Genomic DNA, 26,352 nt, shown 5'->3' on the forward strand with positions numbered 1-26,352 from the left:
GCATCCGTATGACTTCCGAACCTGATCAGGGCGCCCCCAAACCGGCCTCAAGGCCCCGTGCCGGCGTCCCCGTATGGCGCACCGGCAAGCCGGATGCCGTGCTCGCTGCAGCCGCCGACTTTGCCCGGACTGCGGTTGAGGGCATCGCCCCGGCCTCGCAGATCGGACGGCACCTGGGTGCGAAGACCGAGGGGGACCGTGTTGTCACGCATCTCTTTGAGTCCCTGCTGGCCGGGTACCAGGGGTGGCAGTGGTACGCGGTGCTCACACGCAACTCACGTTCCAAGGTCATCACGGTGAACGAACTCGGCCTGTTGCCCTCGGAGGATTCAATCCTTGCGCCGGAATGGGTGCCGTGGGCAGAACGGGTTCGCCCCGAAGATGCCCAGGATGATGAAATTGCGGACGCCGAAACTGCGGACGCCGGCGCAGCCGTCGACGGGATCGCCGCGGACGCTGCGGACGACGCAACCGCGGACGATACGGCCCCGGACCTGATGGGCGAGGATGCCGTTTCCGACGACGACGAGGATGCCGTTTCCGACGGCGGCGCGGAAGAGGAATCCGACGACCGACCTGACGCCGGCCACGTGGAATCAGACGCTGGCCAATCGCTCCGCGAGGCTGACTAGCCAGCTGAAATAACGGGGACCAGGCAACACGGAGGCCGGCGATGATGTCCACCTTCAAGTCCCTGCATATCCTCAACTACCGGCTCTGGTTCGTTGGTGCCCTGATATCCAATATCGGGACCTGGATGCAGCGCACCGCCCAGGACTGGCTGGTCTTTGACCATCTGACAGATCATGACGCGGGGGCCATGGGCATCACCATGGCCCTGCAGCTGGGGCCGCAGCTCTTCCTGGCGCCCGTGGCCGGCCTGGTGGCGGACCGCTTCAACCGGCGGCACCTCCTGGTGCTGACCCAGTCCACCATGGCGCTGCTGAGCACCGGGCTGGGCCTCCTGGTGGTCCTCGGCGCCGGGCAGCTGTGGCATGTCTACGCTTTTGCCCTGCTCCTGGGCCTTGTTTCCGCCCTGGACGCACCCGTGCGGCAGACCTTCGTCTCCGAGTTGGTGCGGGACGACTACCTGCCCAACGCGGTGGCACTCAACAGTGCCTCCTTCAACGTCGCCAGGATGATCGGACCCGCGGTGGCCGGCGTGCTGACGGTGGCCGTCGGACCGGGATGGGTTTTCCTGATCAACACCACCACGTTCCTGGCCCTCCTGTTCAGCCTGTGGAAGATTCCTGCTTCATCCCTGCGCCTCCTTCCCCGCGCGGCTCCCGGCAAGGGGAGGATCCGTGAAGGACTTCGTTACGTGCGGTTCCGCCCGGACATCGTGGTGGTCCTCGTGGCCGTATTCATTGTGGGCACCCTCGGCCTGAACTTTGTCCTGTTCATCGCGGCCATGGTGGGTACAGAGTTCGGTTTGGACGCCGGTGCCTTCGGGCTGATGAACTCCATCATGGCCATCGGCTCCGTGGCCGGAGCGCTGCTGTCCGCCGGCCGAAGCAGGCCACGGCTGCGGATCATTTTCGGAGCAGCCGGCGCGTTCGGCGTCACGTCAGGGCTGGCGGCCCTGGCACCCAGCTACTTCTGGTTCGGCGTGGCCCTGGTGCCGGTGGGCCTCTTTGCCATCACGATGATGACCAGCGCGAACGGCTACGTGCAGACCACCACGGACCCGGTCATGCGCGGCCGTGTGATGGCCCTCTACATGGCCATCTTCATGGGCGGAACCCCCATCGGGGCGCCCCTGGTCGGCTGGGTGGCCAACGTTGCAGGCCCGCGCTGGTCCATGTCCGTGGCAGCGGTTTCCGGGCTGTTGGCCGCGCTGATCGGAATGGTGTGGATCATCCGGGCAAAGCAGCTGAGGCTGGGCTTCAACCGACGGGCCCGGGGGATGCGGTATTTCCGACTGGTATCCGGCGCGTCCGGCCACACCAGCGAAGCGGAAAGACAAGAAGGCAAAGAAGAAGGCGCCGTCCGGGAGCAAAACCCGGACGACGCCGTCGAACGCTAACGGGGTCAGCGTCAGCTGATGCGTTACTTCCGCAGTTCGCCCACTACGTAGTCGATGCTGGACAGGAGGGCCGAGATGTCGTCCGGCTCGATCGCAACGAAGGTGGCGATGCGCAGCTGGTTGCGCCCCAGCTTGCGGTAAGGCTCCGTGTCCACAATCCCGTTGGCGCGGAGGACCTTGGCGATGGCCGCGGCATCAATCGACTCGTCGAAATCGATCGTGGCGATCACGTTTGAGCGGTCTTCGGCCTTGGTGACAAACGGCGTGGCGTACTCGGAGGCCTCGGCCCAGGAATAGATGCGTCCGGCTGAATCGGCGGTGCGGGCAGCGGCAAAATCGAGGCCGCCGCTGGCGTTCAGCCACTGCACCTGCGCGTCCAGCGTCACCAGGGTAGCCAGCGCCGGGGTGTTGTACGTCTGGTTCAGGCGGGAGTTGTCAATGGCGGTCTGCAGGTCCAGGAAGTCCGGGATCCACCGGCCGCTTTCCTTGATCCTCGCGGCACGCTCCAGCGCGGCGGGGGAGAAGAGGCCCAGCCACAGGCCGCCGTCGGACGCGAAGTTCTTCTGCGGCGCAAAGTAGTATACGTCGGCTTCTGAGACATCCACATCCAGGCCGCCCGCGGCGGACGTGGCATCCACCAGCACCAGCGATCCCTCGTCCGCACCGGCAACCCGCTTGACCGGGGCAGCCACACCTGTGGACGTTTCGTTCTGCGGCCAGGCGTACACGTCCACGCCCGCTTCTGCCTGGGCTGTGGGCCGTGTCCCGGGCTCGGCCTTGAGGATGGAGGAGGCGTCCAGGAACGGAGCCTTGTTCGTGGCGGAGGCGAACTTGGAGCCGAACTCGCCGAAGGAAAGGTGCTGGGCCTTGCTGTCCACCAGGCCGAACGCCGCGATGTCCCAGAACGCGGTGGAGCCACCCACGCCAAGAACGACCTCGTAGCCCTCCGGCGCGCGGAAAAATTCGCTGAGGCCGTTGCGGACCGATCCCACGAGGTTCTTCACCGGGGCCTGGCGGTGGGAGGTGCCCAGCAACGTGGCGGACGCGGCGGAAAGTGCCTCGATCTGCTCCGGGCGGACCTTTGAAGGCCCGGCGCCGAACCGTCCGTCCTTGGGCAGGAGGTTGGCGGGGATAGTGATGCTGGTGTCGCTCACGATGGCTCCAATTTTTCGGCGTGGACGTGGGAGAGGCCCGGCAGTACACGGGTTCCTGCCGGAGGAATCCCCTATATTCTGCCTGACGTGCCTGCGGGGGACGGAACGGCACCCGTCATAGTCCAGTCACTGAGACATCCCGGCGGTCGGCGCACTTCAGTTGCGCCGGCTGTACTGCGGCGGATTATCCGGAGTAATTCAAAATAGGCTAGGCTTGACCTTGACGTACAGCGGGCCGCGACGCCGGCCGGGCTGATCCCCGAGGGCTGTTCCCAAGGCTGATCGGTGGATGCAGATCCACTTGACGAGACCGACGGAGAACGCCTCCGCGCGGTACGGTGGGACTGACGCAAGGACTGTGCTCGAGGAGCTGAGCTGGATGACGGATCTGATCGACACCACGGAGATGTATCTTCGGACAATCTTGGAGCTTGAGGAAGAGAACATCGTGGCTCTCCGCGCCCGGATTGCCGAACGGCTGCGCCACTCAGGGCCCACCGTTTCGCAGACCATCGGCCGGATGGAGCGCGACGGGCTGGTGGTTGTTTCCGGCGACCGGCACCTTGAGCTCACGGAAACCGGCCGGAAACGGGCCACCGAAGTCATGCGCAAGCACAGGCTGGCGGAACGGCTCTTGGCTGACGTCATCGGCCTGGACTGGGCGTATGTCCACGACGAAGCCTGCCGCTGGGAACATGTCATGAGCGAGCGCGTTGAACGGCGCATCTTCGAACTCCTGAACCACCCCACGGTTTCCCCCTACGGCAATCCCATTCCCGGCCTGGCGGCGCTTGGCGGCCAACCGGCTCCTCTGTTCACCGACGGTGTGGTGAACCTGCTCGACGCGATGACCGGGTACGGGGCCGACTCGCGCATCACCGTCAGCCGTCTGGCCGAACCCATCCAGGTTGAACCGGAGCTGCTGGTCCAGCTCGATGAAGGCGGAATCCGGCCGGGCGCGACGCTCGCCCTGGAGCGGGTAGGGGAGTACATCTCGGTGCGCGTGCCTGAAATCGAAGGCGCCCTCGAGCTGCCGCCGGAAGTTGCGGCCCACGTGTTTGTTACCGTCAGCTAACCGCACACCTCATAGGACCACCTACAACTCACTGAGACGTAGATAACGGAATTATTACCGCGCTGATTAATCACCTATAGTTGGGGACTAGCGCCGATACTAAAGCGTTACCTGATCCGAAGCCGAGCTCTGCCAGCGGATCAGCGTACGAAACACCTCCTGGCAGAGGCGGGGGAACCACAACCGGCCGTTGAAAAGCGGCCTTGGGGTGAAGTCCGTCAGCGGCAAGTCATCTCCGACGAAGGAATCCTTAGGGATACCCCTGTGCCGGATGCCTTGCATTGGCGGACCGGGTCTTTGATCTCTCTGACCCGAATCCGACAGCTAACTCCGCAGGCTATCCAGAGAGGATATTTCTTGACCACGCAGACCGTCAGGGGCCGCCGCAGGGCGACTGGTCCCGCTTCGGAGTACCCCGTGGCCGAAGCCGTTATGACGGTCAGGCCACGCGATGCACATCGTGATGCGCGCCGGCGCCGGAGCCTGTTCAGTCAGGTCACGGAGTTCGCTTCCGCGAGCGGTGTGGGTCAGAAGGCCGGCATTGCCCTGGCCGCCACCGGACTGGTCCTCACTGTGACCGTCCCGTCAACCGGACCCATGATGAGCACAGCGGACACCGGAAACACGTCCGCGGCCGCCGCATCTGTAACGGCGCAGCCTGAGGTTTCCGCGGCTGCAGGCGCCAAAATCGACTTCAACCGGACCTATATCGCCACCAAGGGCGATCCCGACGGCAAGCTCAAGCAGCTGCTGAGCGCGCAGTCCGCCGGCACCATTACCCGTGCAGCATCCACCGGAAGCCTCGGAGCACCGCTGGCGCAGATGGTTTCCGCATCCCCCTTCGGCTTTCGTGTCAGCCCGATCACCGGCGGCACCGGCGAATTCCACCGCGGGCAGGACTATGCGGCCCAGTGCGGCACAAGTGTTATGGCCGCGGCCAGCGGAACGGTGACGTTCACCGGATGGCACCCCTACGGCGGCGGAAACCGCGTGGTGATTGACCACGGCAACGGCCTGGAGACCACGTACAACCACTTGTCCTCGTCCAACGTCCAGGTAGGCCAGAAGGTCAGCCGTGGCGACGTTGTGGCCCTCAGCGGAACCACCGGCGCCTCCACCGGCTGCCACCTCCATTTTGAAGTGATGGTCAACGGCGAAGTCGTTGACCCCACCGGCTGGCTCTGATCCAATCCGATGGAACACTCTCGCATTCCTGTGACATGCCGTGACCTGAATGTGACATTCACGCGGAATTCCTGTACCGTCTAAAGCACGCCAACTTTTCCGAAGTTGGCGCTCTTGAGTGGATTGCCTAACTCTGCCACCGCTCAAGGTCCGTTCGCATTACATCGTCTGGCAGAGGCGGGGGAACCAATTTTGGTCTTCGCAAGAAGACCTTGGGGTTAAGTCGCAAAGCTTCCCAGGAAGCGGAGTGGCCGGGTGACTCCCATCCGAATCCGACAGCTCACCTCGTAGGCATTGGGAGAGGCTACCTTCGTGTCTACACGTCACAATTCTGCGCGCCACCGTGCGCAAACGGTTCGTACGAACCCGTTGAACTCCGTGTCCAAGGCTGTTACTGCCAACGCCGGGACCGTAGGTCGCCAGGCGGCTGTCATTGCAGCCGCGTCCGGACTGATCCTCAGCGTTGGTATGCCGGCAAACGCCGCAGACACCAACCTGGGAGTGTCCGCTTCCACGGAGTCCGGCTCACAGTCGGCCCAGCTGGCCGTTACCGCGGAACCGACAGCGACTATCTCCTTCGAGCGTCCGGCAGTGACCACGAAGGCAGCGCCCAAGGTTGAAACCGTACGGGCTCAGTCGACCGGTTCAGATTCAACTGAGGCTGACGGAGAAGCGAAAGCCGGCAAGCTCGCCGACGCCGTTTCCTCCGCTGCCGCATCGGGCCTCGCCGCGATCGCCTACACCGGGATCGGCAGCCCCTACGTCTGGGGCGGCACCACCCCCAGCGGCTGGGACTGCTCAGGCTTCACCCAGTGGGTCTACGCCCAGGCCGGCATCAGCATCCCCCGCACCAACGCATGGAACGCCATGACGCCTACCGCCACCCCGGCGCCTGGCGACCTGGTCATGCAAAACGGCGGCGCTCACGTTGGCATCTACGTCGGCAACGGCATGATGATCAGCGCACTGAACCCGTCGCAGGGCACCATCCTGCACGCCGTGTCCGCCACGGGCACGTCTGCGTTCTACACGCTTCGCTAAAACACGCGCTTCCCTTCGCTGAAGCGCGCGTACTTCGCTAAAAACCCGTTCGGGCCGTTCCGGCTTACCCCCAAGATGCCGGAGCGTCCAAAAACCACGGCCTGCCACGCAGTCTGAGGAAAACGAAAGAGAGAAATAATGACTACTCGTGCCATCGCACGGCACCGCGCCGAGGTTACCAAAACCAACTCGCTTGCTGTCATTGCCAAGGCCGTCGGCGACAACGCCGGTGGCATGGGCCGTCAGGCTGCGGTTATCGCTGCTGCTTCCGGTCTGGTCCTGACGAGCGGTATCGCAGCCAACGCTGCCGACACCAACGTTCAGCGCGAAGCAACCTCCGCTTCCACCCTGGAGGTTCAGTCTTCCGCTCCGGCCAACATCTCGGCCGCTTCCAGCATCGCCATCTCCTTCGAGAAGCCGGCTGTTTCCACCACCCCGGCCCCGGTCGTTGAGGCTCCGAAGCCGGTCGTCGAGGTTCAGGAAGCTGCTCCCGAGGCCGCTCCCGCAGGCGTTGCGGCAACTGTGTCCGCCCCGGCAGCTCCCGCCGCGCCTGCCGCCGCCAGCGGAAACGGTGCTTCCATTGCAGCAGCCGCTTACGCCCAGCTCGGTGTTTCCCAGGACTGCACCGCCCTGGCCACGAACGCGCTTGCTGCTGTGGGCATCAACTACCACGGCTGGCCGGCAGGTTACCTGTCCCTGGGCCGCACCGTGAGTGCAGCCGAGGCACAGCCGGGCGACCTGGCCTACTACGAAAACGGCGGCATGGGCATGGCCCACATCGCTGTATACGTCGGCAACGGCCAGGCCGTGCACGGCGGCTGGAACGGTGGAACCACCTCCCTGTTCAGCGTCAACGTCGGCTCCGGCCCGGTCTTCATCCGCGTTGGCGGCTAAAGCCTCCGGCTAGCGACTTCCAGAAGAACCCCTGCCATCGGCAGGGGTTCTTCTGCGTTCCCGGCAGGTGAATTTTTACCGACACGCAGTGTGTGGTAAAGGCCCGATTCGGTGATCGGGCACTTGAGTGTTTACTCTTGTGTTGTCGATCCATAGCCCGGACAAGCAGAGGGCAGCCGGCCCTCGAGCCCCTGACGGGTGCGGCCGTGAAGAGGTATGTGCATGCGCACTCTCGTTCTTAATGCTGGATATGAACCGCTGGCGGTTGTGACCTTCCGCCGGGCGCTGGTTCTTGTGCTGACCGGAAAAGCAAGCGTGGTGGCCGAAGGCGACGATCCTGTCGTTGGGCCGCAGGAGATCCTGGGCCGCCCGTCCGTGATTCTCCTCAACCGCTACATCCGGCCCCGGTACAACACAACCACGGCTGTGAGCCGCCGGGGCGTGCTGCGCCGTGACGGCCACCGCTGCGCCTATTGCGGTAAGGCAGCACACACCATTGATCACGTCCACCCGAAATCGCGGGGCGGTGCGGACTCCTGGGAAAACCTGGTGGCCGCCTGCCTGCGGTGCAACAACGTTAAGGGTGACCACACGCCGGCCGAGATGGGCTGGAAGCTCCGGTTCGTACCGGCGCCTCCGCACGGCACCATCTGGCAGATCAAGGAGCTGGAGAAGCCCACGCCAGCGTGGGACCCTTTCCTTCTGCCCGAATCCGCCGCTTGAGGCGTCACGTCTGCACCGGGCCAAGTGTCCGGGGCTAGGCTGGCCATGTGGAGTTTGATGCCTTGATTCTGGCCGGCGGGCGTTCATCGCGCCTGGGCGGCGTGCCCAAGTCCCAGCTCGTGTACGACGGCGCCACCCTCCTGGCGCTGTCGCTGGCAGCATCCGCCGGTGCGGCCGCCACGGTAGTGGTGGGACCTGACCCGGGCGCGTTGCCACCGGGCGTACTGACGTGCCGCGAGGAGCCGGCGTTCGCGGGACCTGCGGCGGCGATCGCTGCAGGTTTGGCGTCCCTTGACCGCTCGCGTGGCCCGCTCCGGGCGGCGTTGACGCTGATCCTGGCCTGCGACATGCCCAAAGCGGATCAGGCCGTTGCCGCCCTGCAGGCCGCCCTGGCCCATGACAGCCGGAATGCCACCGAATCCGAAGGAGTCATGGCGGTTTCTCCGGATGGCCGCAAACAGCCGCTTGCCGGCTTTTATGGCACAGCTGCGCTAGAACGTGCGGTGGACGAAATGGAGAAGGGCGGTGGGCTCACAGGGGCATCAGTCTTCGCCCTCCTTGCTAGGCTTGACGTGCGGGCTGTTACTGTCCCTGCCGGCGCCACGGATGACGTGGACACGTGGGACGATGCCACCGCGCTAGGGGTGTCCCGCCAGGGGTCATGATCCACCGTTGGTGGGGGACCGTGCAGTGGCACCGCAACTGAATTTGAGTATGGAGGCAACAGTGAAAAGCCAGGACGAAACGCTGGAGGACTGGTGCCGGGCCCTGCTGCAAGCCTTCGAGCTGGAGGACGTCGAGGTGGACGTCAATGAAGTGCTTGCGCTGGCCGGCGTCGCCGCCCATTCGGTGGTGCGGCCGGCGGCGCCGCTGACCACTTTCATCGCCGGCTTCGCGGCGGGCATGGCGTCGGGTTCGGGGCAGGCGCCGGATGCGGTCTCAATGCAGGCGGCCCTGGGAGTGGCACGGGCGCTGGCAATGGATTACGCAGCGGCCGACTCCACGGCTGGCCCGACTGATCCGGCCGGACCCGGTTCGGTGCGGACCGACGCTGCGCCCGGACCGTCGGTCAGCAGCGGGAACACCGGCGCATGACGGCTGCGCCGCCGGACGGGGGTGACGCCGCCAGCGACGGGCCCGAACGCGGCGAAATCGAAGATTCAGCCGACCCGCGCCCTGGCGGAGGCGCCAGCGGGTCCTCCGCCGATCCCGGAGCTGAGGACGCCGCTGCTACGGCAGCCGGGTCCGCCGATACCGGGCACAGCCATTTGGCGCACACGTGGCAGGAGGCCCGGCAGGCGTCATTCGATTGCGCAACTCCCATTCCGCCAGGGCTGGTGCCGCTCAGGAATGCCCTTGGCCGAACGCTCGCAGCCGATATTACGGCGCTCCAGGACATGCCGCACTACGCGTCGTCCGCCATGGACGGCTGGGCAGTCAACGGCACAGGGCCCTGGATCCTGGCGGACCCCGGACATCGGCTCGCACCCCATCAAGCCAGCCCCATCGTCACCGGCGGCCTCATTCCGCCCGGGGCGAAGGCTGTTCTCCGCAGCGAGAGCGGCACGATAACCACGGACGACGAAGGGCTCCCGGTCCTGGCCCTCGGCGGGGCCGCACGGCCCGGCGAACCGAAGAACGGCCAGCACATCCGGAAGGCGGGCGAGGAAGCGGCTGCCGGGGACATCCTGGTCAAAAGCGGCACGGTCCTGAACCCGGCCCACCTGGCCCTCGCGGCGCTGGCCGGCCATGACGCCCTCCGGGTCCAGGGCAAACCTGTGGTGAAGCTCCTGCTGACAGGATCGGAGGTGGTCGCGGCAGGCCTGCCCGCGCCGGGCAAGGTCCGTGACACCTTCGGCCCGCAGCTTGGAGCCGTGGTTGAAATGCTTGGTGGCATCAGCGCCGGGCAGGAGAAGATCGGCGACGACTATGACGAATGGCTTGCCGCCCTGGAAGACGCCGGGCCGGATGACGGGTCGGGGCTCCGGCAGGAAACAGGGGAGCCGGCAGCTGAAGAGGCGCCTGCGGACGTCGTCATCACCACCGGCGGAACCGGCCGTTCCGGGACCGACCACCTCCGCCGGGCTGTCGCGGAACTCGGCGGCCGTCTATTGATCGACGGCATCGCCATGCGTCCCGGGCACCCGGCGGTCCTCGCCGAGCTGCCGGACGGCCGCTTCATCCTTGGGCTGCCCGGCAATCCCCTTGCCGCGATGATGGCGCTTTGCACGGTGGGTGCGCCGCTGCTGGCCGCCTTGGGCCACGGAACTCTGCCGCCGGTCGGTGAAGTGCCGTGCGGAACGACGATCGACCCGGATCCGGGACGGACACGGCTGATGCCGTTCAGGCTCCTGTACGGCATGGCATCCCCGGCCCAGCACGCAGGTCCCGGCATGATGCGCGGCCTTGCGGCGGCGGACGGCGTCCTGGTGGTTCCGCCGCACGGCGTTCAGCTGGGGGAGGCGGTGCCCGCCTTCGCCTTGCCCTGGGGCGCGCCGATCCAGCAGGCGGAACCTGCAGCCGCGAAGCCCAGGACTGCTCCACGCAAGGCTTCCCGGAAGCCCGCGGCTTCGGACGGTCCCGTGGACTGGAGTGCACTGCTGGGCTAATACGGTCCCCGCTGGTGAAGGCGGTCCCGGCTTGCAATGATGGTCATACCCCGCACTGTTAGGAGCACATCGTGGCCCGCATGACGCAACGCCGCAAGATCCACAAGTTTGTCCTGGACGGTTCACCCCAGTCCCTTGAATTTCCCGTGCGGCACCGGGAAGATGTGCTGGCGGTGGAGGAGCCGCTGGAAATACGGCTGGGATCCCTTCCCTTTACCGTAACCATGCGGACGCCCGGAGACGATTTTGACCTTGTGGCCGGATTCCTGGTGTCCGAGGGCATCATCTGGGCCCCCGAGCAACTCGTCTCGCTGCGGTTTTGCGCGGGCGAGGACGAGAACGGCGTGCAGACCTTCAACGTTGTGGAAGCGCAGCTGCGGCCCGACGTCGTCCTCCCCGACAGGGGACGGAACATCTTCACCTCAAGCTCGTGCGGCATCTGCGGCACCGATTCCATCGACGCCGTCCGCAAGTCGTCGCACTTCAGCCCCGCGGCGGATCCGCTGACTGTCCCTGTGGAGACGCTGTCCGGGCTGCCGGACCAACTCCGCGCGGCACAGGCCGTCTTCGAGGCCACGGGGGGTGTCCACGCCGCCGGGCTCTTCCGGATCACGGACGACGGCGGCACTGAGCTGTTGTGCCTGCGTGAGGACGTGGGGCGCCACAACGCCGTGGACAAAGTGGTTGGCTGGGCGCTGCGGGAACGGCTGCTGCCGCTGGCGGGCACGGTCTTGCAGGTCTCCGGGAGGGCCTCATTCGAACTCGTGCAGAAGGCCGCCCTCGCCGGCATCCCGGTGCTGGCCGCTGTCAGTGCACCTTCCAGCCTGGCCGTGGAGCTGGCGGAAGCCAGCGGCATGACGCTGGCAGGCTTCAGCAGGGGCAACAGGCTTAATGTCTATGCCGGACAACACCGGATCACGGCTCCCGCACCGGTGCCCGGATAGGCAAAGCGCTTGGATTAACGGACTGGGCGCAGTAGATTTTATCCATCGATTGGACGCGCCGATCCGCTCCTTCGGCCGAGCTCCAGGGTGCGCGCATAAGCTGAACCCAGCGGGCAGGCACGTACCGCGGACCAGCTGTCAGCTCCCAGGCCACAGGCATTAAAGAGGACCACATTGCACGACGACCGACGCATCACGGAAGTCCGTCTCGACCGCTTCATGCGCGAACGCGTGGACACCGCGGTGTATACCCGCAGCGTCCCGTTGAACCTCAGCAGCTGGGACGTTCCGGACGAGCCAGTTCCCGTCATGGAAGCCCTCCACCACGACTTCACCCCGCTGGACCAGGGGTCGCCGTGGGGCCGCCCGTGGAGCACCAAATGGATGAGGCTTCAGGGCGAGGTGCCGGACTCATGGGGAACCGCTCCTGACACCGCGGTGGAGATCGTCGTGGACCTCGGATTCAGCCGGGAGGCACCCGGCTTCCAGTGCGAGGGAATTGCATGGCGGCCGGACGGAACCATCATCAAGGCCATCTCACCGCGGAACCAGTACATACCGCTGAAGCTCCTGGGCAGCGGCATGGCAGTGGACTTCTACGTCGAGGCAGCCGCCAATCCCGACGTCGCGCAGGGCTGGACATTCGCAGCCATGCCCTACGGCGACAAGGCGACCGCGGGGCAGGACCCCAAATACCGGCTTGGCACCATCGCGATCGCCGAACTCAACCAGACCGTCTGGGCACTGCAGCAGGACGTCTGGACCCTGAGCGGCCTCATGCACGAGCTCCCCATGGAACTGCCGCGCCGGCACGAGATCCTCCGCGCCCTGGAACGGATGCTGGACGTCATGGATCCGGACGACGTTCCCGGCACCGCGGCGGCGGGCCGTGCAGCCCTGGCCGAGGTCCTGTCCCGCCCGGCCTACGCCTCGGCCCACCAGCTGGTTGCCACGGGCCACGCCCACATCGACTCCGCCTGGCTGTGGCCGGTCCGGGAAACCATCCGCAAGTGTGCCCGCACGTTCTCCAACGTCGTCGCCCTGATGGACGAGTCTCCGGACTTCGTTTTCTCCTGTTCGTCCGCGCAGCAGCTGGCCTGGATGAAGGAGTTCTACCCTGAACTCTTCGGCCGTATCCGCGAGAAGGTCAAGGCCGGCCAATTCGTGCCGGTGGGCGGCATGTGGGTGGAATCGGACACCAACATGCCAGGCGGCGAGGCCATGGCCCGGCAGTTCATCGAAGGGAAGAAGTTCTTCCTGGATGAATTTGGTGTGGATTGCCAGGAAGCCTGGCTGCCTGATTCCTTTGGATATTCAGGTGCGCTGCCCCAGATCGTAAAGGCGGCCGGCGGCAAGTGGTTCCTGACCCAGAAGATCTCCTGGAACCAGGTCAACAGGATGCCGCACCACACCTTCAACTGGGAAGGGATCGACGGCACCCGGCTGTTCACCCACTTCCCGCCCGTTGACACCTACAACTCGGAACTGAGCGGCCGCGAACTGGCGCACGCCGAACGGAACTACCGGGACCACGGCCGGGGCACCGTCTCGCTGGTCCCGTTCGGTTACGGCGACGGCGGCGGCGGACCAACCCGGGAAATGATCGCCGCAGCCCACCGCACGGCCGACCTCGAAGGCTCCCCGAAGGTGCGGATCGGCACTGCCGCCAGCTTCTTCACGCAGGCGCAGGCTGAATACACGTCCCTGCCCGTGTGGGTGGGGGAGATGTACCTGGAACTGCACCGCGGAACGTACACCAGCCAGGCAAAAACCAAATTGGGCAACCGGCGCAGCGAACACCTGCTCCGGGAAGCCGAACTGTGGTGCGCCACCGCCTCCGTCCGCACCGCGGGCGGGTTCCCCTACCCGGCCGCCGAACTGAAACGCCTGTGGCAACTGGTCCTGCTTCAGCAGTTCCATGACATCCTGCCCGGGAGTTCGATCGCGTGGGTCCACCAGGATGCCGAGCGGAACTATGAGGCCGTCGCGGATGCCCTTGAGGCCATCATCGCCGGCGCCGCGCGCGCCGCACTCGGGGAGGGCACCAGCGAGTTCCTGCTCAACGCCGCGCCGCACGAACGCAGCGGTGTTCCCGCCCTGGCCGCCGCCGAACCCGTCCGGAGCGACCACCCGGTGACGGTGACCGAATCCGGCGGGGGCTACATCCTGGACAACGGCGTGATCAGGGCGGCGCTGGACGCCAACGGGCTCCTGACCTCGCTTCTGGACCATGCCAGCGGCCGCGAAGCGATTGCCCCGGGCCAGTTCGGAAACCATCTGGAACTCCACCGCGACACGCCTAACGAATGGGACGCCTGGGACATTGACGAGTTCTACCGCCGGAACGTCACCTCACTGACCGAAGCGCGTTCGGTGACGCTGGAGCGGGGCGGCTGGGACGCCGTCGTGGTGGTGGAACGGCTGGCCGGATCGTCAGCCATCACCCAGCGGATTTCGCTTGAGGCAGGCTCCGGATCACTGAGCATCCTGACCGCCGTGGACTGGCAGGAACGGGAAAAGCTGCTCAAGATCGGCTTCCCGCTGGACCTCCGGGCGGACCGCTCGGCGTCGGAGACCCAGTTCGGGCATGTGTTCCGGCCCACCCACACCAACACGTCCTGGGAAGCGGCGAAGTTCGAAATCTGCGCCCACCGCTGGATCCACGTGGCGGAGGCGGGCTACGGTGTCGCGGTGTCCAACGCCTCCAGTTACGGCCACGACGTCACCCGAAGCGTGAGGGACGACGGCGGCACCACCACGACGGTCCGCACGTCGCTGCTGCGTGCCCCCAAGTACCCGGATCCGGGTGCGGACCGTGGCCGGCACGAACTCCTGGTGACCATCAGGCCCGGGACGGCCATCGCCGACGCCGTGGAAGAGGGCTACCGGACCAACCTTGCACCGCGCATCGTGAAGGGCGCGCACGCCGTCAGCCCCCTGTTCACGGTGTTCAACCAGGGAATCGTGGTCGAGGCGGTGAAGCTGGCGGAAGACGGCTCCGGCGATGTCATTGTGCGTCTCTACGAATCCCTGGGGGAGCGGTCCGAGGGAATGGTGACGGCCAACTTCGACACGAAGGAAGTGCGCGCCGTGGATCTGCTGGAGCGTCCAATTGCGGGCCAGGGCGTGACGGCGGGCCTGGATTCCGCGAAACTGACGCTCCGCCCGTTCCAGCTCGTGACCCTGCGATTCACCCGCTGAGGCGCAACGGCCGTTAAAACAGGCTGAGTGGGGGCGGTCCCCAACGGCCCGCCACCACTCATCCCCCCAATAGCGCTCAGTGGCTGCCCGGCGTCGAACGGATTGTCCCCATTCCCGACTCCAGACAGAAGCCACTTTCACACATTCATGATTCTCTCACGTTCTAATGATTTTGTGAAAGCCCTAAGTCTACTTTGCAGTAGATGACCTTTGCGGGGCGGATTGCGTTGCCCGGACCCTTGCGATCCAGAAGGCGGCGAGGCCCACCACGAAGCACAGCGCGGCCCCGTAATTGATGACGAACTTCAGGGGAGTCAACTGTGGCGGGAAGAAGGGGAACAGCAGGCTCACGGTCAGGCAGACACCGCCGATGGCCAGCAGGAGGGCACCCGCCCGCACCAGCCCCGGCAGCCGGCCGCCAACCGCCTTCACCATGGCGGGGAGGAGGACCAGGGAAACGTAGGCCGGGTAGGCGCGCCCGGCTGCACCGTAATACTCCACCAGGTGGGCATTGCGGGTGCTGCGCTCGTACACCGCAATGAGCCCCGCCGACGAGCCAAACGAATCCATCATGGTGAAAAAGACGACCATGACGGCAGAGATGAGGCCAAACACCAGCAGTCCGGGCAGCCCGACCAGCCAGCGCCTCTGTTTATCGGCACCGAAGGCATTAACGCAACGCAGCCCAATGAAAAAGATGACGGCGAACAGGACGAAGCGCAGGATGAGGTTGGCGACGTTGCTGCCGCCGAGCAGGCCGTCGATGGCAACATACGGGCCGTCAATGCTCAGGAGGATTGCGAGTGTGGCCAGCACGAAGATGTAAAAGAGTGACCTGTTCTCGCCCCTGACCGCACTTGGAATTCGCGCCACCGCAGCGGCGCAGCAGACGGCCAGGGTGGACCATTGCAGGATCTCGATCATCCGAGGTTCTCCCAGATCGTTTTGGTTTGTTGGTGGTCTTGTTCCTGGCGCTTGAGGGTCTTTCCGAGCGCCTGCAGCCGCTCGCCGGCCAGGGCGGCGAGCTCGCCGTCGGACAAGGCGTCCAGGGCTGCCTGCCGTGCGCCGGGCGGCCAGCCGGCCTCGGACTCGGTAATCATTCCCGTGGCCACCAGGCCGCCCGTCGGCCCAACGCCGGCTTCCCTGGACGTGGCGATGGCCAGTTCCGGGGTCAGTCGGTTGGCGGTCAGCTGCGCGGAGTAATTCTGGGGGGCGATCCCGGTGGCGGCGGAAACCCGGTGCCGGAGTTCGCCGTCGTCGATTGCGTCTACCCAGTTCTTCACGGAGGTCGTATGCGGAGCGGGTGTGAGCGGCGGGGCGGGCGGCGGTGTGTCCGCGTCGCCGCCGCCCGCTGCACCGGCGGAGCGGGCAATGACCGCACTCAGGAGGTCCATGGTGGCGATCTGGCTGACCAGTTCCGCGGCAGTGGGCGGCACGGGGCTTCCGGCAAGCTCGCTGTAACTCGCGAACGTGGCCAACGCCGCCACCGGGTTGATATTGAAGGCGCGGCTGATGCTGACGACGGTGCTTTCCGCCACCTTCCCGCGGACCAGCTGCTGCGCCAGGGTGGTCCGCTTGACCCCGGAGATCCTGCAGATATCGGCAGTGCTCGCCTGGGGCGCTATTCCGTGAAGCCAGCGTTGGAACGCCTTGGCGGGGAGTGGCATGGATGGCTTCCTGCGGGTGGGGCGGTTGGAGTAGCGCCAGTCGATTTTACGGCGGGGGGTATGTGAACTATGCTAGATGGTCGAACCCGTTGGTCCGTACACCCCCCAAGTCCGGACCAGCGGGTTCTTCCATGCCCGGCGGGATTTCAGGCCGTTTTGGGCCGCAGTGAGAGGATGGACTAATGACTGCAACCCTTGTTGCCAAAGATCTTTCGGGCGGTCACGACCACCGCACACTCTTCTCAAAACTCTCCCTCACCGTGGCCCCGGGCGACGTTGTGGGCGTTGTTGGCCCGAACGGCGCCGGCAAATCCACCCTTCTCCGGCTGCTGGCAGGGGTGGACCAGCCACTGGCCGGATCGGTGAGCCTGGCCCCGGCCGATGCCTTCGTTGGCTGGCTGCCGCAGGAACACGAACGCGTCGCCGGTGAGACAGTGGCGGGGTACGTCGCCCGCCGGACCGGCTGTGCACAGGCAACGGCAGACATGGAATCAACGGCGGAGGCCCTGGGCTCGGGCGCCGCCGGCGCCGATGACGCCTACTCCCTGGCCTTCGACCGCTGGATGGCCTCCGGCGCTGCGGACCTGGACGACCGGATCGCGCCGGTCCTTGCCGACCTGGGCCTGGAGGTGGGGCCGGAGGCGCTCATGACGGGGCTGTCCGGCGGGCAGGCGGCACGTGTGGCGCTGGCCGCCCTGCTGCTGAGCCGCTTCGACGTGGTCCTGCTCGATGAGCCCACCAACGACCTTGACCTCAACGGGCTGGCCAAGCTGGAGGCGTTCGTGCAGGGGCTCCGCGGTGGTGCGGTCCTGGTATCCCACGACCGTGAGTTCCTGGCCCGCTGTGTCACCACCATCGTGGAACTGGACCTCGCCCAGAACTCCGTGGCCGTTTACGACGGCGGCTACGAGGCGTTCCTGGAGGAACGCGCCGTGGCCCGCCGCCATGCCCGGGAGCGGTACGAGGAGTTCGCCAACACGAAGGCGGACCTCGTTTCCCGCGCCCGGACCCAGCGCGAGTGGAGCTCCCAGGGCGTCCGGAACGCCATGAAGAAGAGCCCTGACAACGACAAGATCCGCCGTGCGGCCTCCACCGAATCCTCGGAGAAGCAGGCCCAGAAAGTGCGGCAGATGGAATCCCGGATCGCCCGGCTCGACGAAGTGGAGGAGCCGCGCAAGGAGTGGCAGCTGCAGTTCAGCATCGGCCAGGCCCCGCGATCCAGTGCCGTTGTGGCAACGCTGCGCGACGCCGTCGTCCACCAGGGTGACTTCACGCTGGGGCCGGTGAACCTGCAGCTCAACGCCGGGGAGCGCATCGGCATCACCGGTCCCAACGGGGCCGGCAAGTCCACGCTGCTCCGGCTCCTGCTGGGGATCCGGCAGCCGGATTCCGGCAACGCCGCCATGGGCGCCTCCGTGGCCATTGGCGAAATCGACCAGGCCCGCGGCCTGCTGGCCGGTGACCTCAACCTCGGTGACGCCGTCGAGGCTGTCCTGACGGAGCTGACCCCGGCGGAAGTCCGCACCCTGCTGGCCAAGTTCGGACTCAAGGCGGACCACACCTCGCGCCCGGTCGACTCGCTCTCCCCGGGCGAACGGACGCGCGCGGCCTTGGCGCTGCTGCAGGCCCGCGGGGTGAACCTGCTGGTCCTGGACGAACCCACCAACCACCTGGACCTGCCCGCAATTGAGCAGCTGGAAGAGGCGCTGGGAAGTTATGAGGGTGCTTTGCTGTTAGTAACCCATGACCGGAGGCTGCTGGAGAACGTTCAGCTGGATGTCCGGTGGAATGTGGACAACGGAATGGTAACTGAACTGATGGCAGACGCAACGGAGCAACAGCGATGAGCATGGACGGCGTCGCTTGGCACTCCCTGTACAACATCTCCCGGGCCAAAAGCGGCTCCCGGCCCTTCTCCAAAGCAACCCTGAAACGGGTCCTGGGTTTCGCGCGCCCGCACCGGACAAAACTGATCGCGTTTGTGGCGCTGTCCATCGTGATGGCGTTCCTGGCTGTAGCCACGCCCGTGCTGGCCGGCCAGGTGGTAGACGCCATTGTGGCCAAGGCCGGCACCGACGAAGTGATCCGGCTGGCCATGCTGATCGCCGCGGTGGCCGTGGCCGAAGCCGGCGTGGGCCTCGTCAGCCGCTGGCTGTCCTCCAACATCGGCGAAGGCGTGATTGTGGACCTGCGCACCAGGGTCTTTGACCATGTGCAGAAGATGCCCATTGCGTTCTTCACCCGTACCCGCACCGGGGCACTCGTCAGCCGCCTGAACAACGACGTCATCGGCGCCCAGTCCGCCTTCGCCGGCACCCTGTCCGGTGTGGTCAGCAACGTGGTGGCCCTGGTGCTAACGCTGATCGTGATGCTCGGGACGTCCTGGCAGGTCACCGTGCTGGCCATGATCCTGCTGCCGATCTTCCTCATTCCCGCCCGACGGATGGGCTCCCGGCTCGCGGACCTGCGGCGTGAGGCCGCAGACCACAACGCAGCCATGGGCACTCAGATGACCGAACGGTTTTCCGCTCCGGGCGCCACGCTGGTGAAGCTCTTCGGCCGGCCTGATGAGGAATCCCGCGAGTTCGCGCTCCGGGCCGGCCGGGTCCGGGACATCGGCGTCCGCACGGCCATGCTGCAGTTCACGTTTGTCACCGCGCTGACGCTGGTATCCGCGCTCGCCTTGGCCCTGGTCTACGGACTGGGCGGCTGGCTGGCCATTGGCGGGCAGCTCGCCCCGGGCGACGTGGTGGTCCTGGCACTGCTGCTGACCCGCCTCTACGCCCCGCTCACCGCCCTCTCCAACGCCCGCGTGGAAATCATGAGCGCCCTGGTCAGCTTCGAGCGGGTCTTCGAGATCCTGGACCTCAAGCCCCTGATCCAGCAGAAGCCCAACGCCGTGGCCATCCCGCCGGGGCACGTTTCGGTGGAGTTCGACGACGTCCGCTTCGCCTACCCCTCCGCGGACAAGGTCTCGCTGGCCTCGCTCGAGGAAGTGTCCACGCTGGACACGCGTGGCGGCGAAGAGGTGCTGCACGGCATCAGTTTCCGCGTGGAACCAGGGCAGACCGTTGCCCTGGTGGGTTCCTCCGGCGCCGGAAAGTCCACCATCGCGCAGCTGCTTTCCCGGCTGTACGACGTCGATTCCGGCGCCGTGCGGCTCGGCGGCACCCTTCCCGGGACGGGGCTGGACGTCCGGGACGCCACCTTCGATTCCCTGCGGGACACGCTGGGCATGGTCACCCAGGACGGGCACCTGTTCCACGAGTCGATCGCTTCCAACCTCCGGCTCGCCCGGCCGGACGCCACCGAAGAGGACATGTGGGACGCCATCCGGCAGGCCCGCCTTGAGACCATGATCCGGTCCCTGCCCGACGGCCTGGACACCGTGGTGGGGGAGCGCGGCTATCGGCTCTCCGGCGGCGAACGCCAGCGCCTCACGATCGCCCGGCTGCTGATCTCCCAGCCACGGGTGGTCATCCTGGACGAGGCGACCGCCGCACTGGATTCCACGAACGAAGCCGCCGTGCAGGCGGCCCTGGGGGCCGCGCTCGAGGGGCGCACCGCCGTCGTGATTGCCCACCGGCTGTCCACCATCCGCGCCGCCGACGTCATCCTCGTGGTGGAGGACGGGCAGATCGTGGAGCGCGGGAACCACACCGATCTGCTCGCGGCCGAGGGCCGCTACGCCGAGCTCTACCAGACGCAGTTCGCCGAGGCCACGGCCGTGGCGGCGGAGGCCGTTCCGGAGTTCTAGGCCGGGCCCCTACGCGCGGTCTGCCGCCAAGGCGGGCAGGATGTGGTCCGTCAGCAGGGGTGCAAGGTCGGCCGGCAGCTCGGCGGCCAGGTCCAGCCAACGGATTTCGGCTATCTCCGCCGAGGGGTGCGCACCCCAGGTGCCCGGGGCGGTAAACACCGTTGCCTCAATGTCCGTGGCGGCCTCGTTGGCGGCGTCGGCAAGCCAGACGCCCATGGGCCGCAGGTCTTCAGGCGCCACCTCGATGCCCACTTCCTCCAGCAGTTCACGCGAGGCGGCCTGGGCTGCGGTTTCGCCGGGTTCGGGTTTGCCGCCGGGGTGCATGAACTTGTCCGTGCCGCGCTTGCGGACGGTCAGCAGGCGGCCTCGATCGTCGTAGACGCAGACGGCGGATACAACAATGCGGTCTTTCACGGCTACGACCCTAGCCCATTGGAGCCCGCCATGTCCGGCGCCGGCCCGTCCGGACCTGTTCCATCCCGCGCCATCCGGCGCAGCACGGATTCCAGGAGCTGGTTCTTCCGCGGCCCGTGAACGTCCCAGGAATAGCTGAATTCGTCCGGGCCCAGGAGCGCATAGGTGACGCGGTAGGTGTCCGGGGCGCACCAGTGCTCGTCGTGGCTGGACTCGGCCCGGAAGCTCATCCGGTGGAACGGCCGGCCGTCGGGGAACGTCATGTCCAGCGCGTCGGGGGAGGCCGTGGGATGCAGGAGGTAGTCCCGGCTCGCGGGGCCGGTGAACGTGTCGCCGGCGGGAGCAGGCCAGCGCATGGTGCCCTCTTCATGGAAGGCAAGGCCGCCGTCGTCGTTCGGGGAAAAGCGGACGACGCCGGTGAAGGTTCCGCGGGCGTCGGAGCTACGGTCCCACAGGGTGCGCTCTACAGACCAGCTGCCCAGCAGGTAGGCGCGCAGATCGAAATCCTGCGCCTGGGTCTGCGACTCATTCTGCGGCTGGAAGTTCAAGTGCCCTCGATTGGAATCGAACCAACGACACCGGCTTTAGGAGAGCCGTGCTCTATCCACTGAGCTACGAGGGCGGGCGTCCGAATTGGGTTGGCACCAGGCCGTCCTGTTCGGGCACGGATACAAGCATACAAGGTACAGGCGCGTACTACGCTCTTGGCATGACTGCAGCAACACCAGCAACGTCCATCCGGGCCGGATTCCTCCCGGACATAGCCTCCGCCCGGGAGTATTTCGGGGCGTGGGCCAAGCTGACTGTCCTGCAGTATTTCGTGGCCGAAGCCGCCGTAATCGGTGCTTGGGCGGGACCGGAGCCGTACAGCCGCAGAACCGGATTCATCAGCGACCTCGGGGCCATCCACTGCGGCATCCATGAGGACCGGGACGTATGCTCGCCCCTGCACGCGGTAATGAATGCCTCGTTCGTGGTGCAGGGCATGGGCATGCTGGTGGGGGCGCTGCTCCTCAGCTCGGCACTCCTGTGCGTCGCAGCCCGGCCCGGCGTCCGGCTCGCCTTCGGTCCCGGCCACCGTGTTCCCTGGTACACGGCCCTCGCGGCCAAGGTCTTCACGTTCACCGCGGGCGCCGGGACAATCATTGTGGGGCTGGTCCCCGAGGACGCCGGATTCTTCGCCGTTCACCTGGCCGGCGCCCTGATGTTCTTCATCGGGGGAGCCCTCGCGCTGCTGCTGGTGGGTGCGCTCTGGCTGCGGCAATCGCCACTCGGCTGGTTCATCCTGGCGTGCGGGGCAACCTCATTCGTGGCACTGGGCCTTGGCGGTGCCACCGGCATGGAGGTCCCGGAACCGGGCACGCTGGAGCGGTTCATGGGCTATCCGGTCACCATCGGCCTGGCCACTGTGGGCCTGGTCATTGGCCAGCGGGTGCGGCAGGAACTGAAGGCCCGGAAGGCGCGGGCAACCGCCCAAGCAACCAGGACCCTTTGAGGTTCTAGCGGCCCTTCGGCTTCCGCCCCAGGAACACGGCGGCGCCGCCTGCCAGCAGGCTCACCACGAGCAGTACCCAGCCGCTGACGGTGAGGGCGGACGCGAGGGCCACCTGGCCGCCGTCGGCCGTTGAGGCGGACAGCATGGAATCGATGGCAGCGTTTCCCCACAGCCGGACGGCGGCGAAGAGGAGCGGGAGCGCCCAGAGTGCCCAGCGGAGCGTTTTGCGTGCCACATTGGTCCCGATTAGCAGGAGCCACGTGAAGCCGAAAATCAGCGGAAACAGCGTGCCCGCCGTCTTGTGGACATAGTTGAGCTGGCCGCGGGCTTCCTCATTCATCGCCGCCCTCAGCTGGTCCACGAACCCCTGGTCAAAGCCGCCGATCAGCGAATCGGGCATGGGCAGGCCGCCGGTGAGCTGCGTGAGCTGGTTCAGCGTCAGCAAATGCAGGTACCAGAACAGGAAAAGGCTGGCCACCACGCCCGCTATGAGGATCACGTTGCTGTTGTTCCGCGCCTTCTCCGGCGACCGCTGGGTGGTGGGGTTGATCACCGGCGGCAGGTGGTGCTGGGGAACGGACGCGTTGGCGCCATGTTTCTTGATCCGCTGTGCTGGTGTCTTGGCCATGGGTTCATTATCGCTGTTCCTGTCCCGGCCTGTTCCCCGTTCCTGTCCCGGCCTGTTCCCCGTTCCTGTTCAGCGCCGGAGGCCGCGGATAGGCTGGGACGCGTGACGGAACTTGGAAGACACAAACTTGGCAGGCACAGCGCGGCGGAACTCAGCGCGGGCCTGGACGATTACCAGCTGGCCGAGGCACTGGTCCGGGAAGCCGGGATGCTGGCCCTCATGATGCGCCAGGGCGGCCTGGAAGGACAGCAGAAGACCTCGGTCTCCGATGTGGTCACGGCTGCCGACCACGCCGCAGAAGCCTATGTCCTCGAACAGCTGCGGCGCTGCCGCCCGGACGACGGCATCCTGGGGGAAGAGGGCGCCTCTGTGGAGGGGAGCAGCGGCCGGACCTGGGTGATCGATCCCGTGGACGGCACCTACAACTTCCTGCACGGCTCCACGTACTGGTGCTCCGCGCTCGCCCTCAAGGACGCCGCCGGCGCGGTTCTTGGCGCCATTTTCCAGCCCGAAGAGGACAAGCTCTGGCTGGGCGGAACCACCCGGCCGGCCACCCTGAACGGTGAACGGCTGACGTCCTTCCATACGGACGGCGGGGCGCGGACCCTGCAGCCGCTGGCCGAACAGGGCGCCGCAACCTACATCCACCCCTCATGGCTCGCGGACCCGCTGTGCGCCATGCCCTGGCACTCCGCGGCCACCGCTGCTGCGTCGCTGCGGATGTTCGGATCGGGGTCCTGCGACCTGGGCCGGGTGGCCGACGGCGAGCTCGACTGCTGGTTCCAGCACAGCTGCCCCGAATGGGACTGGCTCCCCGGCAAAGCCATTGTGCTTGCGGCCGGCGGCGCCGTCGACGTCGTGCGGGTCAACGGCCTCGAGTGGTTCGTTGCAGGAGGCACGACGGCGGTCCGGCAGCTCCGCGCAGCCCTTGAGTCCGGCTCGGTGGAGTAAGGCCCCCTGGTCACGCTCTGAGCCGAACGCAGGCCGGTCCGGAAGTGAGTGTCGGCCCCACCGCCTAGACTTATAGCACCATGGATATGTTGTTTGACCCGTATGCTGACGGACCGTTCAAGGCTGCCCCGAAAGCGGCAGCGCTCACCAAGTCGCGCCCCGGGGCAGGGGAAGATCCGGCTCGCTACGGCAACGGCGGGCCGGAATCCGAGGGAGAACGGGCACGTCCCAAGCTGCCCGGCGTGGACGAACTCCTGCAGGGCCTCAACCCCCAGCAGGAAGAAGCGGTCAAGCACACCGGCGGCGCGCTGCTCATCGTCGCCGGGGCCGGATCCGGCAAGACACGCGTACTCAGCAACCGGATCGCCTACCTCATCGCCACCCGGAGGGCGCATCACGGCGAGATCCTGGCCATCACCTTCACCAACAAGGCCGCCGCGGAAATGCGGGAGCGCATCGAAGCGCTGGTGGGCGGCCGCGCCAAGATCATGTGGATTTCCACCTTCCACTCGTCCTGCGTGCGCATCCTCCGGCAGGAAGCCGCCAACGTTGGACTCAAGTCCAATTTCTCCATCTACGACTCCGCGGACTCCCTGCGGCTTGTCACCCAGGTGTCCAAAACCCTGGACCTGGACCCCAAGAAGTTCGCGCCCAAGGCCATCCAGCACAAGATCTCGGCGCTGAAGAACGAGCTGATCGACGCAGATTCGTACGCCTCCTCCGCCAATTACAACGATCCCTTCGAACAGGCCGTGGCCGACGTCTTCAAGGGCTACACCCAGCGGCTGCGCCAGGCCAACGCCATGGACTTTGACGACCTCATCGCCGAAACCGTCTATATGTTCCGCGCCTTCCCGGCGCTCGCCGAATCGTACCGCCGGCGCTTCCGGCACGTCCTGGTGGACGAATACCAGGACACCAACCACGCCCAGTACGCGCTGGTCCGCGAAATTGTGGGAGAGGGTCCCGGGGCTTCCGAACTCACCGTGGTGGGCGACTCGGACCAGTCCATCTACGCGTTCCGCGGGGCGGACATCCGCAACATCGTGGAATTCGAAAAGGACTATCCGAACGCGCGCACCATCAAGCTGGAGCAGAACTACCGTTCCACCCAGAACATCCTCACGGCCGCCAACTCGGTGATTTCCCGCAACCCCAACCGTCCGGACAAGAGGCTCTGGACCGCCGAGGGTGAAGGCCACAAAATCATCGGCTACGTGGGCCAAAACGAACACGACGAAGCCCAGTTCATCGCCAAGGAAATCGACAGGCTGCAGGACGAGGACAACCTCCGCCCCGGCGACGTCGCGATCTTCTACCGCACCAATGCCCAGTCCCGTTCCATTGAAGATGTCCTGGTGCGCGTTGGCCTGCCGTACAAGGTGGTGGGCGGTACGCGCTTCTACGAGCGCAAGGAAATCAAGGACGCCCTCGCGTACCTGCGCGTGCTGGTAAACCCCGACGACGACGTCAACCTGCGCCGGGTGCTCAACGAACCCAAGCGCGGCATCGGCGACCGCGCCGAGGGTGCCGTGGCGGCCCTGGCCGAACGCGAACGGACCTCGTTCATGGCCGCCGCCCGCCGTGCGGACCAGGCACCGGGGATGGCCACCCGCTCGGTCAACGCGGTGCTGGGTTTCGTGAAGCTGTTGGATGACCTCGCCGAAGTGGCCAGCGGCTCCGGTGCCGCGGCTGCCCTGGAAGCTGTCCTGGAGCAGACCGGGTACCTGGCGGGACTGCGGTCCAGCACCGATCCCCAGGATGAGTCCCGGGTGGAAAACCTCGCCGAACTCGTCGCCGTCGTGCGCGAATACGAGCAGGAGAACCCCGAAGGTTCCCTGGGCGCCTTCCTGGAACAGGTGTCACTCGTGGCGGACGCCGACCAGATCCCGGACGCCCCGGGCGCTGACATCGATGCCGCCGTGGCCGAAGCCAAACGGCTGGGCGTGGTGACGCTCATGACCCTCCACACGGCCAAGGGGCTGGAATTCCCGGTGGTGTTCCTTACCGGCATGGAGCACGGCCTCTTCCCGCACCAGCGTTCGGCCACGGATCCCAAGGAGCTCGCGGAGGAACGGCGGCTGGCCTATGTGGGCCTGACCCGTGCCCGGAAGCGCCTCTATGTGACGCGTTCGGAAGTCCGCAGCATGTGGGGCCAGAGCCAGTACAACCCGGCCAGCCAGTTCATCGAGGAAATTCCCGCCGACCTGGTGGAATGGCGGCGTGAAGGCACCTCCCGGCAGGTCAGCGGCTGGGGCAGCGGGGCGTCCATCGGGTCCAGCCGGTACGGCGGATCGTTCTGGGGTGCGGGCACGGCCCGCGGCAACGCGGCAAGCCCTTCCGCCGGCTTCAATGCCGATGTTCCGGCCGCCGTCGCCAAGAACCGCGTACAGCCGCAAAAGGAAGTCGTTGCCGTCAGCGTCGGGGACAAGGTGAACCACACGAGCTTCGGAAACGGCACCGTCCTGGCCGTCGAAGGCGCGGGGGACAAGACGGTGGCCAAGGTGAAGTTCAGCGTCGGCGAAAAACGCCTGCTGCTGAGGTACGCGCCGCTGACAAAGCTCGACGCCTAATACCCCTTCCAGGGC

At 66.4% G+C, this 26,352-nt stretch carries 23 protein-coding genes, 1 tRNA gene and 2 riboswitches; of the genes, 17 read left to right on the forward strand and 7 right to left on the reverse strand.

Going from position 1 to position 26,352, the window contains the following annotated elements; translation table 11 throughout:
• Positions 1–8: 8 nt before the first annotated feature.
• Together AB0N24_RS05830 and AB0N24_RS05835 are read left to right on the forward strand one after the other, a co-directional pair.
• Positions 9–632, forward strand: a complete 624-nt coding sequence (locus AB0N24_RS05830) for a DUF3027 domain-containing protein (RefSeq protein ID WP_364121701.1) — start codon at positions 9–11, stop codon at positions 630–632.
• Positions 633–676: 44 nt separating this feature from the next.
• Positions 677–2,026 (forward strand): MFS transporter, encoded by a 1,350-nt coding sequence (locus AB0N24_RS05835; protein WP_364122376.1) that lies wholly within the window; start codon positions 677–679, stop codon positions 2,024–2,026.
• Between the two features lie 23 nt (positions 2,027–2,049).
• Here AB0N24_RS05835 and serC read toward each other — a convergent pair whose 3' ends face one another.
• Positions 2,050–3,180: a phosphoserine transaminase gene (gene serC / locus AB0N24_RS05840; protein WP_364121704.1), complete on the reverse strand. Its 1,131-nt coding sequence runs from the start codon at positions 3,178–3,180 to the stop codon at positions 2,050–2,052.
• A 379-nt stretch (positions 3,181–3,559) separates the two neighbouring features.
• On the opposite strand from serC, the gene AB0N24_RS05845 reads away from it, so the two are divergent.
• The 10 genes from AB0N24_RS05845 to AB0N24_RS05890 all read left to right on the forward strand — a co-directional run bounded on the left by AB0N24_RS05845 (position 3,560) and on the right by AB0N24_RS05890 (position 14,852).
• Positions 3,560–4,255, forward strand: a complete 696-nt coding sequence (locus AB0N24_RS05845; RefSeq protein WP_104173688.1) for a metal-dependent transcriptional regulator — start codon at positions 3,560–3,562, stop codon at positions 4,253–4,255.
• A gap of 110 nt (positions 4,256–4,365) precedes the next feature.
• Positions 4,366–4,609: riboswitch (cyclic di-AMP (ydaO/yuaA leader) on the forward strand.
• Positions 4,610–4,612: 3 nt separating this feature from the next.
• Complete coding sequence (locus tag AB0N24_RS05850; RefSeq protein ID WP_364121706.1) at positions 4,613–5,440, forward strand: M23 family metallopeptidase; 828 nt, start codon at positions 4,613–4,615, stop codon at positions 5,438–5,440.
• Between the two features lie 114 nt (positions 5,441–5,554).
• A riboswitch (cyclic di-AMP (ydaO/yuaA leader) is annotated at positions 5,555–5,748 on the forward strand.
• Between the two features lie 70 nt (positions 5,749–5,818).
• Complete coding sequence (locus AB0N24_RS05855) at positions 5,819–6,481, forward strand: C40 family peptidase (protein WP_181038839.1); 663 nt, start codon at positions 5,819–5,821, stop codon at positions 6,479–6,481.
• A 138-nt stretch (positions 6,482–6,619) separates the two neighbouring features.
• Positions 6,620–7,375 (forward strand): NlpC/P60 family protein, encoded by a 756-nt coding sequence (locus tag AB0N24_RS05860; RefSeq protein WP_364121709.1) that lies wholly within the window; start codon positions 6,620–6,622, stop codon positions 7,373–7,375.
• A 222-nt stretch (positions 7,376–7,597) separates the two neighbouring features.
• A complete protein-coding gene (locus tag AB0N24_RS05865) occupies positions 7,598–8,098 on the forward strand; it encodes an HNH endonuclease (RefSeq protein ID WP_364121712.1) in 501 nt (166 codons plus the stop codon).
• Positions 8,099–8,145: 47 nt separating this feature from the next.
• Positions 8,146–8,763, forward strand: coding sequence for an NTP transferase domain-containing protein (locus tag AB0N24_RS05870; RefSeq protein ID WP_364121715.1), 618 nt, complete (start codon positions 8,146–8,148; stop codon positions 8,761–8,763).
• A gap of 61 nt (positions 8,764–8,824) precedes the next feature.
• Positions 8,825–9,193, forward strand: a complete 369-nt coding sequence (locus tag AB0N24_RS05875; protein WP_311380509.1) for a DUF6457 domain-containing protein — start codon at positions 8,825–8,827, stop codon at positions 9,191–9,193.
• Positions 9,190–10,707 (forward strand): molybdopterin molybdotransferase MoeA, encoded by a 1,518-nt coding sequence (locus AB0N24_RS05880; protein ID WP_364121719.1) that lies wholly within the window; start codon positions 9,190–9,192, stop codon positions 10,705–10,707. The genes AB0N24_RS05875 and AB0N24_RS05880 overlap by 4 nt, the downstream gene beginning before the upstream one ends.
• A gap of 71 nt (positions 10,708–10,778) precedes the next feature.
• Positions 10,779–11,651, forward strand: a complete 873-nt coding sequence (gene fdhD, locus AB0N24_RS05885; protein WP_364121722.1) for a formate dehydrogenase accessory sulfurtransferase FdhD — start codon at positions 10,779–10,781, stop codon at positions 11,649–11,651.
• A gap of 174 nt (positions 11,652–11,825) precedes the next feature.
• Complete coding sequence (locus AB0N24_RS05890; RefSeq protein WP_364121724.1) at positions 11,826–14,852, forward strand: glycoside hydrolase family 38 C-terminal domain-containing protein; 3,027 nt, start codon at positions 11,826–11,828, stop codon at positions 14,850–14,852.
• A gap of 189 nt (positions 14,853–15,041) precedes the next feature.
• On the opposite strand, the gene AB0N24_RS05895 is transcribed toward AB0N24_RS05890, so the two are convergent.
• Positions 15,042–15,776 carry a hypothetical protein gene (locus tag AB0N24_RS05895; protein ID WP_364121727.1) on the reverse strand — a complete coding sequence of 245 codons (735 nt, stop codon included), beginning with the start codon at positions 15,774–15,776 and terminating at the stop codon, positions 15,042–15,044.
• Positions 15,773–16,519 (reverse strand): hypothetical protein, encoded by a 747-nt coding sequence (locus AB0N24_RS05900; protein ID WP_364121730.1) that lies wholly within the window; start codon positions 16,517–16,519, stop codon positions 15,773–15,775. Before AB0N24_RS05900 ends, AB0N24_RS05895 begins: the two co-directional genes overlap by 4 nt.
• Before the next feature lie 182 nt (positions 16,520–16,701).
• Here AB0N24_RS05900 and AB0N24_RS05905 point away from each other — a divergent pair, with 182 nt between their 5' ends.
• Positions 16,702–18,366, forward strand: a complete 1,665-nt coding sequence (locus AB0N24_RS05905) for an ABC-F family ATP-binding cassette domain-containing protein (RefSeq protein ID WP_364121733.1) — start codon at positions 16,702–16,704, stop codon at positions 18,364–18,366.
• Positions 18,363–20,276, forward strand: a complete 1,914-nt coding sequence (locus tag AB0N24_RS05910; protein ID WP_364121735.1) for an ABC transporter ATP-binding protein — start codon at positions 18,363–18,365, stop codon at positions 20,274–20,276. Before AB0N24_RS05905 ends, AB0N24_RS05910 begins: the two co-directional genes overlap by 4 nt.
• Before the next feature lie 9 nt (positions 20,277–20,285).
• Here the strand turns inward: AB0N24_RS05910 and AB0N24_RS05915 are convergent, their stop codons facing one another.
• The 3 genes from AB0N24_RS05915 to AB0N24_RS05925 all read right to left on the reverse strand — a co-directional run bounded on the left by AB0N24_RS05915 (position 20,286) and on the right by AB0N24_RS05925 (position 21,312).
• The gene (locus AB0N24_RS05915) at positions 20,286–20,690 is read right to left on the reverse strand and encodes an NUDIX domain-containing protein (protein WP_364121738.1); all 405 of its coding nucleotides are present in this window, start codon (positions 20,688–20,690) and stop codon (positions 20,286–20,288) included.
• Positions 20,691–20,692: 2 nt separating this feature from the next.
• Entirely contained in the window at positions 20,693–21,238 is a 546-nt protein-coding gene (locus AB0N24_RS05920; RefSeq protein WP_364121741.1) for a DUF6314 family protein, read from the reverse strand.
• A 1-nt stretch (position 21,239) separates the two neighbouring features.
• Positions 21,240–21,312 (reverse strand) — tRNA-Arg (locus AB0N24_RS05925).
• Positions 21,313–21,399: 87 nt separating this feature from the next.
• On the opposite strand from AB0N24_RS05925, the gene AB0N24_RS05930 reads away from it, so the two are divergent.
• Entirely contained in the window at positions 21,400–22,185 is a 786-nt protein-coding gene (locus AB0N24_RS05930) for a hypothetical protein (protein WP_364121744.1), read from the forward strand.
• 4 nt (positions 22,186–22,189) lie between these two features.
• Here the strand turns inward: AB0N24_RS05930 and AB0N24_RS05935 are convergent, their stop codons facing one another.
• Complete coding sequence (locus AB0N24_RS05935) at positions 22,190–22,813, reverse strand: hypothetical protein (protein WP_364121747.1); 624 nt, start codon at positions 22,811–22,813, stop codon at positions 22,190–22,192.
• Positions 22,814–22,915: 102 nt separating this feature from the next.
• Here AB0N24_RS05935 and AB0N24_RS05940 point away from each other — a divergent pair, with 102 nt between their 5' ends.
• Complete coding sequence (locus AB0N24_RS05940; protein WP_364121750.1) at positions 22,916–23,764, forward strand: inositol monophosphatase family protein; 849 nt, start codon at positions 22,916–22,918, stop codon at positions 23,762–23,764.
• Positions 23,765–23,844: 80 nt separating this feature from the next.
• On the forward strand, positions 23,845–26,337 hold the full coding sequence (gene pcrA / locus AB0N24_RS05945) for a DNA helicase PcrA (protein ID WP_364121753.1): 2,493 nt from the start codon (positions 23,845–23,847) through the stop codon (positions 26,335–26,337).
• The last annotated feature ends 15 nt before the right edge of the window (positions 26,338–26,352 follow it).

This window comes from Arthrobacter sp. NPDC093128 (genome assembly GCF_040683875.1).
Classification (GTDB): Bacteria; Actinomycetota; Actinomycetes; order Actinomycetales; family Micrococcaceae; genus Arthrobacter.